Raw genomic sequence first — 9,133 nt, forward strand, 5'->3', positions numbered from 1 at the left:
GCCGTGGCGACGTGTACATCGTGGACAACGCCTTCACCACCGATCCTGCCAATGCCAAGTACAAGCTCTTTGCCTCCGGTCTGCACGAGGTGCTGGGCCTCGCGTATAAGGACGGCTGGCTCTACGTCACCCAGCGGCCGGAGGTGTCCCGCCTCAAGGACAAAGACGGCGATGGCCGCGCCGACATCTTCGAGACGGTGAACGCCGACTGGAACATCACCGGTGACTATCACGAGTACGCCTTTGGGTCTCGTTTCGACCCCAAAGGCAACCTCTGGGTCACGCTTTGTCTCACGGGTTCGTTCCACTCCAATGCCCCCTACCGTGGCTGGTGCCTGCGCATCACGCCCGATGGCAAATCCATCCCGACCGCGGCCGGGCTCCGCTCTCCAGGCGGCGTGGGTTTCTCGCCAGATGGCACCGCCTATTATGACGACAACCAGGGCGTGTGGAACGGTTCCAGCTCACTCAAGCCGCTGCTGGTGGGCTCCTTCCACGGGCACCCGGAAACACTGAAGTGGTGGGACAACGCCATGGGTGAAAAGCCCCTGGAAAGTGTGACCGGCACCCGCATCACCCAAGAGCGTGAGCGCAACCCCAAATTCGCCCCTCCGGCAGTGATCCTGCCCCATGCCAAAGTCGGGAACTCCCCCACAGCCTGGGACTGGGATGAAAGCGGCAAGTTTGGCCCCTTCACCAAGCAGCTCTTCATCACCGACCAGTCCTTCTCCGTGGTGAACCGCGTGACGTTGGAGACGGTGAACGGAGTAAAGCAGGGCTGCGTGTTCCCCTTCCTGAAAGGTCTGCAGAGCGGCCCCATCGGCGTGCGCATGTCGCCTGATGGCGTGCTCTTCGTGGGCGGCTCAGACCGCGGCTGGGGCGCGAGAGGCGGCAAGCCTTTCGACCTGGAGCGCATCACTTGGACGGGCAAGGTCCCGTTTGAGATGCATGAGATCAAAGCCACCCCGGAAGGGTTCGAGGTGAAATTCACCCAGCCGGTGGATGACGCCACGGCCAAGGACGCCAACAACTACAAGATGCGCGCCTGGACGTACATCTGGCAGTCCAGCTACGGCAGCCCTGAGGTGGATGAAGTCCTCCCCAAGGTGGAAGTTGCCTCCGTCTCTGACGACGGCACCACGGTGAAGCTCAAGGTCACCCCGCTGACCAAGGGCCACGTCCACCAGCTGGACATCCCTGGCGTGAAATCCAAGGATGGCCAGGCAGTGCTACACCCCGTGGGCTACTACACACTCAACGAGATCCCCAAGTCCTAGCCCTCAGCGCTGGCTGGCGCGACTAGCACCCCCTCTTCCTCAAAACCCGTTCCGAGGCTCTCGGAGCGGGTTTTTCTTTGTTTTCGATCCACTCTCTTTTTGTTCGGGCTTGCCATTGTGCCCACGCAAGTGAGAGTATCCAGACGTACCTCCTGAGGACGACGCCGATTTTCTTAAGAAATCTTAAGGAGGCCTAATAATACCATCCCTAGATCGTTCCTGCTGTGAGCAATGCCTTCATGCCTCCACAGCCTAGTGATCCAACAGCCAGCGGGCTGGTGCGGGAAGCCCTCGCCCAGCATGAGAGCAGCCTCATTGCGTACGCGTGCAGCATCTTGGGAGGGGATGAGGAACGTGCCCGGGATGTCGTTCAGGACACTCTCCTCAAACTCTACCTCGCCGACCCCATCCGGGTGCGCGAGAATCTCAAGGCATGGCTTTACGCCGTCTGCCGGAATCGCGCCTTCGACGTCCTCCGCAAGGAGCACCGTCTCGTCCTCACGGACAATGACGACCACCTCGACTGGCTGGATGAATGGCAGCCCGATCCCAGTGAGGACGCCAGCAAGGAGGAAATGCTTGAGCACGTCTGGCAGTGCATGGAGCAGCTTCCCCTCAACCAACGCGAGGTCATCCGCCTCAAGTTCCAGCACGGACTCAGCTACAAAGAAATCTCATCTGTCACCGGCCTCAGCGTCACGAATGTGGGCTTCCTCCTGCATACCGGCATCAAGCGACTGCGAAAGCTGATGCATCGCACCTACAGCGAAATCTGAAGCCCGCTCCCCACAAAAACTTTCCCCGACTCCGCCCCATCACATGAACTACGAAGATCACCCTGACCTCACCGCCTATGCCATGGGCGAGTTGAACGCCGCGCAAACCACGCGGGTATGTCAGTGGCTAGCCAGCTCCCCCGAAGCCAGGGCCGAGCTTGAGCTCATTCAGGAAACCCTTTCCGTGCTGCAGGAGGCTCCCTCCATTCCACGGCGCACGCTTAATCCTCGCCAACGCGAGACCGTGTTGGCCATGGCCAGCGCCCCAGCACGCGATGCCGCGGTCATCCCCTTTGCCACGCCAGCCCAGCCTTACCGCCGCCCCATGTGGAATGCGGTGAAGTACGCCGCCGCCGCCAGCCTTGCGGTAGGAGCGTTCGTGGTAGGGCAGAAGTCCGCCGCAACAGGTGGACACTCACCTGCCTCACCCACCTTGGCTTCGAGCAACGAAGCCACAACCGCTCAATCCGCTCAGGCAACCGCCGCCGAAAACCTGGTCGCCACTTCCACGAAGGTGGAACCTCTGGATTTCGTTCCAGTCATGGCTCCACCGGTGGTGGTCGCGCATGAATCCTCCGCCCCAGTGGCGATGCACGTGGAAGCTGCCGTGGATGGCGTGGTGCTGACTCCTGAGGTGCGAGCCTCCGCACAGCTCGCTGCCGTGGCGGAGTCTCCTGCCGGTGGCAATCCCGCTACCCGCCCGGCCGCGCCAGCTTTCTCGATGAAGGCCTTTGCTCTGGCTCACAAGGCGCAGCAGGATGCCATCTCGCTCCAGCCCAAGCTCCTTCGCCCCGCCAAGCTTCCTGTTCCAGATGAGTTTGCTGGCGTCAAGCTGGCCTCCCCGCTGCCAGGCGGTCAAAAGCCAGGTCCGGAGCCCCTGCGCAAGCCCGATCCGCAACCCGCGCTGAACATCCACTCCTGGAAGGCCGAGATCGCCTCATGCCCGTGGGACTCCAGCCGGCGCCTGCTGCGCTTCGTCGCCCGCGTTCCCGTGGACCAACCGGGGGTAGAGGTCAATGAGGCCAACTACCAGCTCTTGGCGAAGTTTGATCCCTTCCACGTTCAGGGCTATCGCCTCGTTGCGGAGAAGCACATGCCCCCCACCGCCGGTGCCACGTTGGCCACCCGCTTTGCCTGGTATGAGATCATTCCGTCCCGGAACTTCGCTGCCACGCTGGATCGTCCAGTGACGCTCGGCACGATCGAGCTGACGCAGCCTCGCACCGCCAATGTCGCCAATCCCACCCCGCTCAAGATCCTTGATCGTGGCCAGACCTGGCAGGATTCCAGAGAGGACTTCGTGTTTGAGACAGCCATGGTGGGCTTCGGCCTCCTCCTCCAGGGCACGGAGAACATCGGCGCACTGAACTACAAACTCGTGCTCGACATCGCCGAAGGCACCAAGGGTGCCGATCCCCAAGGAGAACGCGCCAAGTTCATCCACGGAGTTCGTCAGGCCCAGCGGATCTCCGGCCTTTAAGGCCGCTCAGCGGGCAGCAATTACCCTCCTTCAGTTTCGCAAAGGGAGTCCGATGAGGACTCCCTTTTGCTTTTGGCGTATCGGCATCGCTGCGCCTTGTGAGCCATACTTCCCATAACAAGGGAAGTTCCTGACAGCTCCGGCACAGTTCAAGCGGTTGTGGCTTTTGGAGCCAGCCTCTCCCCAGAGCCCCGCCCCACAAGGTTCTTAACGAATTACCCACAAGTTATTCACATCTTCCTCACACGGTCCCCAACCCAGTGTTGAGCACCTTTGCTGTTGCCCACCCTGAAAGGTCCGTTCCACGCTTGAACCCTGATCGCGTGGAACGCCCGAATTAATTGCGTGGAACGGAAAAATCACATTCAAACAACCTTAGTGACACGGTCGTCACACTCGCTGAATTTCGACTGTCAAATACCCATTTTGGTGATTTTTCGACACCATTCTTTCTAAAGCACTCTGTATCAACATCTTGTAGAATTCTACAAAATGTCGCAAAAATCCTTTTTGCCTCTTGCTCAACCAGTTGCAGAGGGTTTGGACGGTTTGCGTTGAGGGTTCGCATTGTTTGATCCCAACGGTGAAAGGTGTCGCGAACTTCACATTTATATTTTGGGGGGCATGATGGGACCAGCCATGCACAATCCGTATGCCAGCCGTTCCGGGCAAAACTTTGGCAAGTGGAAAGTTGCCCAAATTGCTGCCTCAGCAGCAGAAGTTGCGAACAAAACCCGAAGTTATTCACAGCGAGCGAACGCTTGACAGCAGTCTCAGCGGGAAGCGACAGCTGGCTGGGCGTGGAGAAGCATAGTCAGATAGAGTAGAAGGTAAAAGAACCGTCGCCTGCACGGCCACAATGTAGAAGAACCGTCTCGGTTCTTGTTCCCACACCACCCAGCGCCCCCCAAGAGCCGGGACGGCTCTTCTACCTTCTCTATGCCATCCGCCACCCGGTAAGGGAGGCGGGATCTCCGGTCCCGCGGGTGAACGGAGGGGTTTGGGTACTGTGGAGAAAGCAGGCCGTCACCGGACGCGACGTCAGGGGTTACTCGACTGAACCGCCTAAAGGCGGAACTCCAACCCTGCCGTCATAGCGCTTACCTAGCTCGTTTGTCAGCGGCCGATGTGGCGGCTACACGGGTTCGCACCCCTTTTCTTCGCCAACACGACGACAATGTAGAAGAACCGTCTCGGTTCTTGTTCCCTCACACCCCAGCGCCCCCAAGAGCCGAGACGGCTCTTCTACCTTCAGCCTCAATCCAGCACGAGACGCAGTGTTGGCGGTTTGAGCGTGGGATGGTGATTCCCAGCAAAACCGTGCACCAGACCGCCGCCCACATTCTCGGGCGTTTCGCGCACCACCACCAGCGTGGCGTAGAGGTTCTTGTCGTTGGTCAGGAAGCGGGCCAACTCTTCGCCGCGGATCGAGAAGGCCCCGGCCACATCACCGCGCGGGATCGTGAAGCTGCCCAGTTTGACGGCCTTGGAGAGGTCGGCTCCCGCGGACTTGGGATCGTTGCCAGGAGCATTCTCCCAGTTCACGGTCTCCTCCGTCCACGCGTCCAGGGTATCATCAGTCACACCGTACACGCTGAACTCGCAGTCGGGCAGCAGCGAGGCATAACCCCAGCCGGTGGACTCAAATTGCAGCGTCAGGGAAGCAGAGCGAACTTCCCGGCCCTGAAGCAGGGAAAGGTCAAAGCCGAGCCACGCTTTCCGCCGGCAAGCTATCTGAGTGGTGTGTTTGAGCAGCAGCAAGGTATCGGAGAAATGCGTCTTCGTGTCCGGTGACCACACATACGCTGCCTGACCGCGACCGGAGTTCGTGGTGAGGGTCACCACATCTGCCTCCTCCGGCACGACGCGTCGGGTGTCCGGGCGCTCGGATTCGAGATCGCCGCCGCTACGGCTCAGGTCTTCCTCCGTGATGCGCGCAGCCTGCCGGGTGAGCAAGTTCACCTTCTCCCCGCTGCGATGGTGCTGCAGTTCCACCTCACCTTGGAAGACTTGCACTTGCGCCTGTCCATCGGCCCCGGTGCTGACACCGAAGTCGGTGCCGTGATCGATGAGGCGGGCGTGGGCGGTCTCCACCATGAATCCCACCGCGGGTGGCGGAACATGGGCCACCAAAGCGCCGCTGTGCAGATAGCAACGCTCCGCGCTCAGTAGTTCCAGATCCGCCGGCCCTTCCAAAGTAAGGCGAGCCCCTTTTTCAAATTCCAATGTCGCCAGACCTGCCGCGAGACGAAGCCTACCAGTAGACAAGACCGCCCCCACCTCGGTGGGCAGACTGCCCCCATCCCAGCGGGCTCCCTTCACATCCACCAGCTTGGCCACTGCGGGCCCAGAGAGGGCGGTCACGGCCTTCTGGCCCTGCCAGCGCCCCATGCCCCAGCCCGCTGCCAGAATGACCACGGCAGCAGCTGCGGCCATCCCCTGCCCCCACCGGCTGGACCAATGACGCCGAACGCTTTTCGTCGGCGGAGACACTGGGAAATTCACCACCTCGGCCAGCGGCGAGTCCTTGAAGCGAACGTCGCCCAGCAGGGACTGCAGCTGCATGTACTCCACATAGGCGCGCCGTGCCGCCGGGTCATTAATCACCAGGCGCTCGAGATGTTCGCGATCCTTCACGTCAAAGCTGGCATCATCCAGCATGCGATCGCAGAGCTGGATGACTTCTTCTTTGGGACTGGGGGAGGCGGGATTCATGTGGGGTCAGGCGGGATCAAAACAAAAACAGAGCAGGAAAAAGGAGAAAAGTCGGGACAGAGCGCTTCAGTTGGCCCCCTCCTCTGTGTGGCTGAGCTGGCGGGTCACGCATTCATGCAGCACATGCCGCACCCGGCTCAGCTGCCGGTAGAGCGCGGTCACGGTACGCTGGAGCTTGTCCGCCATCGCCTCCAAGGAGAAGCCCTCTTGGTAGCGCAACTGGAGCACCTCCCGATGATCGTCTGGGAGCTTGGCAATGCAGCCATGCAGGGCGCGCTCGCGGTGTTCGAGGTCCTCCGCAGAGTTGTCGTATTCACTGGCCACCGTATTCAGGAACTCATCGCTGAAGTCCAGACGGTCACGTTTCCGCCGCTTCCGGTAGGAGAGCACTTGGTGAAAGGCGACCTTTCGCGCCCAGGCGGAGAAGTTCGTGCCGGATTCGAACTGGGAGAAACTGCGCCACATGCGCACCTTGGCCTCCTGCAAAATGTCATCGGCATCCTGCACGTGAGGCACCAACGCATGCACGTACGCACGCAGCATCCGCTCGTGGCGGGCTAGCAAGAAGACGAATTCCTCAGCGGGCTCGGGCATGTTCATTCCATATAGGGTAGTCCGGCCTTCGAAAAAATGGACAAATTTTCCAATGTCCAAAAAAACGAAAGAGGACCTTCCCTACGTAAGTTCCCTTTCTGCAGATGGCAAAACGCACCCTCCATCCTTCTGCTGGTCGCACCTCTGAGGTACTCCAGACTCGTACCGCGACCACCCGACCCCACCTTTTACTGGCGGGAGCCGCCCTGGCCCTCACGGGCGGGGCCGCCTTCGGAGCCAGTCCCACCGAGCAGATGGAGTTCTTCGAAAAGAAGGTACGCCCCCTCCTCGTGGACAAGTGCTACAGCTGCCACAGCCCCGAGCACAAGGTGAAGGGCGGCCTGCGCCTGGACACGCGGGAGGGCTGGGTGACCGGCGGCGATTCCGGTCCGGCCCTGCTGCCCCACCAGCCGGAGACCAGCCTCTTCATGTCCGCCGTTGGCTACACGAACCGCGACCTGAAGATGCCCCCAAAGCAGAAGCTTTCGGAAGAGGAAATAGCGGTGTTCCGGGATTGGATTGCCATGGGTGCCCCGGATCCGAGGACGGGGGCGCCGGAGGCCGTCAAGACGACGAGCAAGGCCATGAGCATGGAGGATGGCCGGAAGTTCTGGGCCTTCGTCCCTCCGGTCAATCCTCCACTGCCTGCCGTGAAGGACTCCGCCTGGCCGACCACAGGCGCGGATCGCTTTGTGCTGGCGGGATTGGAGTCCGCAGGACTAGAACACGCCGAGGACGCCCCGCTGGAAGTGCTGGCACGCCGACTCTACTTTGACCTCACCGGCATGCCGCCCACGACGACAGAGTTGCACGAGTTTCAGCAAATGGCCGGACAGACGCGGGAGGCCGCGCTTGCCTCCTACGGAGCCATTGTGGACCGCCTCCTCTCCTCACCCCGCTTTGGCGAACGCTGGGGCCGTCACTGGCTGGATCTCGCGCGGTTCGCGGAAAGCAGCGGCGGAGGCCGCACCCTTCCCTTCAAGGATGCCTGGCGCTACCGTGACTATGTGATCGAGAGCCTCAACCAGGACATGCCTCTGGACCGCTTCATCTCGGAACAGCTGGCCGGGGATCTGCTGCCCGCCACCACGCCGGCCGAGCGCCGCCGTCAGCTCACCGCCACCGGATTCCTCGTGCTGGGCCCCACCAACTATGAGGAGCAGGACAAGCAGCTCCTGCGCATGGACATCGTGGATGAGCAGATGGATACGATGGGCCGCGCCTTCCTGGGCATGACCCTGAGCTGTGCGCGCTGCCATGATCACAAGTTCGACCCCATTCCAGCCAGTGACTACTACGCGCTGGCTGGCATCTTCCGCAGCACCCGAACGCTGAAGAACTACAAGGACAACGTCGCCCACTGGATCGATACCCCCCTGCCCATGGAGGGCGAGGTGGAGACACGGCTTCAGGCACATGAAGCCCGATTGGAAAAGCTCACCGCGGATGTGGCCGCCGCCAAGAAGCGCATCAAAAAGCTGTCCCCAAAAGTGGAGGCCAAAGATGCCAAGGCCCGCCCCGTGACTCCTGACGAGCTCCCCGGCGTGGTGGTGGACGACAGTCAGGCCACCGTGGTGGGCACCTGGAAGTCCTCCACCCGGTACCCCACCTATGTAGGTGAAGGCTACCTGCATGACCAGAACGAGGATAAAGGAGCCAAAACCCTGACCTTCACCCCCAAGGTGCCCAAAGACGGCCGCTATGAGGTCTGGCTCTCCTACACAGCCCTTAACGACCGCGCGGACAATGTGCCAGTGACCATCCTACACGCCGATGGGGAGGAGACCCTGCGCGTGGACCAACGTGCTGACCCGACCATCAACGGCCGCTTCGTGTCGCTCGGTCAGTTCCGCTTTGTGGCTGGTGGCGAAGGTTATGTGCTGGTCTCGAACGATGGCACCAACGGCATCGTCACAGCCGATGCCGTGGTCTTCGTTCCGCTGGATGAACTCTCCCGACTGCAAATTGCCAGCACCTCGCCTGACGCGGCAACTGACGGCAATACCCAACTCCAGGCCGCCCAGGCCCAGCTCAAGGATATGGAGAAGGAGTTGAAGCAACTCCAGGCCTCCCCTCTGGCCCGGCCCGAGGCCATGACGGTGCAGGACGACAGCGAGCCGGAGGACTGCAAGATTCACGTCCGCGGCAGCATCCGCAATCTGGGGGCGGAGGTGCCCCGCGGCTTCCTGACGGTGGCGCAACACGGGCCAGCCCCCGAGATCCCAGACGCAGAGAGCGGCCGCAGGCAGCTCGCGGAATGGGTGGCGAACCGGAACAATCCCCTCACCGCC

The 9,133-nt window shown here is 61.3% G+C and carries 6 protein-coding genes; 4 read left to right on the forward strand and 2 right to left on the reverse strand.

Going from position 1 to position 9,133, the window contains the following annotated elements; translation table 11 throughout:
* The 3 genes from BV106_RS25445 to BV106_RS25455 form a co-directional block, all read left to right on the forward strand.
* The coding region (locus BV106_RS25445) for a hypothetical protein (RefSeq protein ID WP_038169404.1) at positions 1 to 1,277 on the forward strand (1,277 nt) is incomplete at its 5' end.
* 239 nt (positions 1,278 to 1,516) lie between these two features.
* Positions 1,517 to 2,053, forward strand: coding sequence for an RNA polymerase sigma factor (locus tag BV106_RS25450; protein WP_029190555.1), 537 nt, complete (start codon positions 1,517 to 1,519; stop codon positions 2,051 to 2,053).
* Positions 2,054 to 2,096: 43 nt separating this feature from the next.
* Complete coding sequence (locus BV106_RS25455; protein ID WP_038169406.1) at positions 2,097 to 3,533, forward strand: YfbK domain-containing protein; 1,437 nt, start codon at positions 2,097 to 2,099, stop codon at positions 3,531 to 3,533.
* 1,257 nt (positions 3,534 to 4,790) lie between these two features.
* On the opposite strand, the gene BV106_RS25460 is transcribed toward BV106_RS25455, so the two are convergent.
* A complete protein-coding gene (locus BV106_RS25460; RefSeq protein ID WP_038169407.1) occupies positions 4,791 to 6,248 on the reverse strand; it encodes a DNRLRE domain-containing protein in 1,458 nt (485 codons plus the stop codon).
* A 66-nt stretch (positions 6,249 to 6,314) separates the two neighbouring features.
* Positions 6,315 to 6,842: a sigma-70 family RNA polymerase sigma factor gene (locus BV106_RS25465; protein WP_265596057.1), complete on the reverse strand. Its 528-nt coding sequence runs from the start codon at positions 6,840 to 6,842 to the stop codon at positions 6,315 to 6,317.
* Between the two features lie 104 nt (positions 6,843 to 6,946).
* Here BV106_RS25465 and BV106_RS25470 point away from each other — a divergent pair.
* Positions 6,947 to 9,133, forward strand: a 2,187-nt coding sequence (locus BV106_RS25470) for a DUF1549 domain-containing protein (protein ID WP_051946322.1), incomplete at its 3' end; no start/stop codon positions are given.

This window comes from Verrucomicrobium sp. BvORR106 (assembly GCF_000739655.1).
Lineage (GTDB): Bacteria > Verrucomicrobiota > Verrucomicrobiia > Verrucomicrobiales > Verrucomicrobiaceae > Verrucomicrobium.

Excerpts from the sequence above, each read along its gene's own strand:
- BV106_RS25460 (WP_038169407.1), bottom strand. The coding sequence starts at position 6,248 with ATGAATCCCGCCTCCCCCAGTCCCAAAGAAGAAGTCATCCAGCTCTGC.
- BV106_RS25450 (WP_029190555.1), top strand. The coding sequence starts at position 1,517 with ATGCCTCCACAGCCTAGTGATCCAACAGCCAGCGGGCTGGTGCGGGAA.
- BV106_RS25465 (WP_265596057.1), bottom strand. The coding sequence starts at position 6,842 with ATGCCCGAGCCCGCTGAGGAATTCGTCTTCTTGCTAGCCCGCCACGAG.
- BV106_RS25455 (WP_038169406.1), top strand. The coding sequence starts at position 2,097 with ATGAACTACGAAGATCACCCTGACCTCACCGCCTATGCCATGGGCGAG.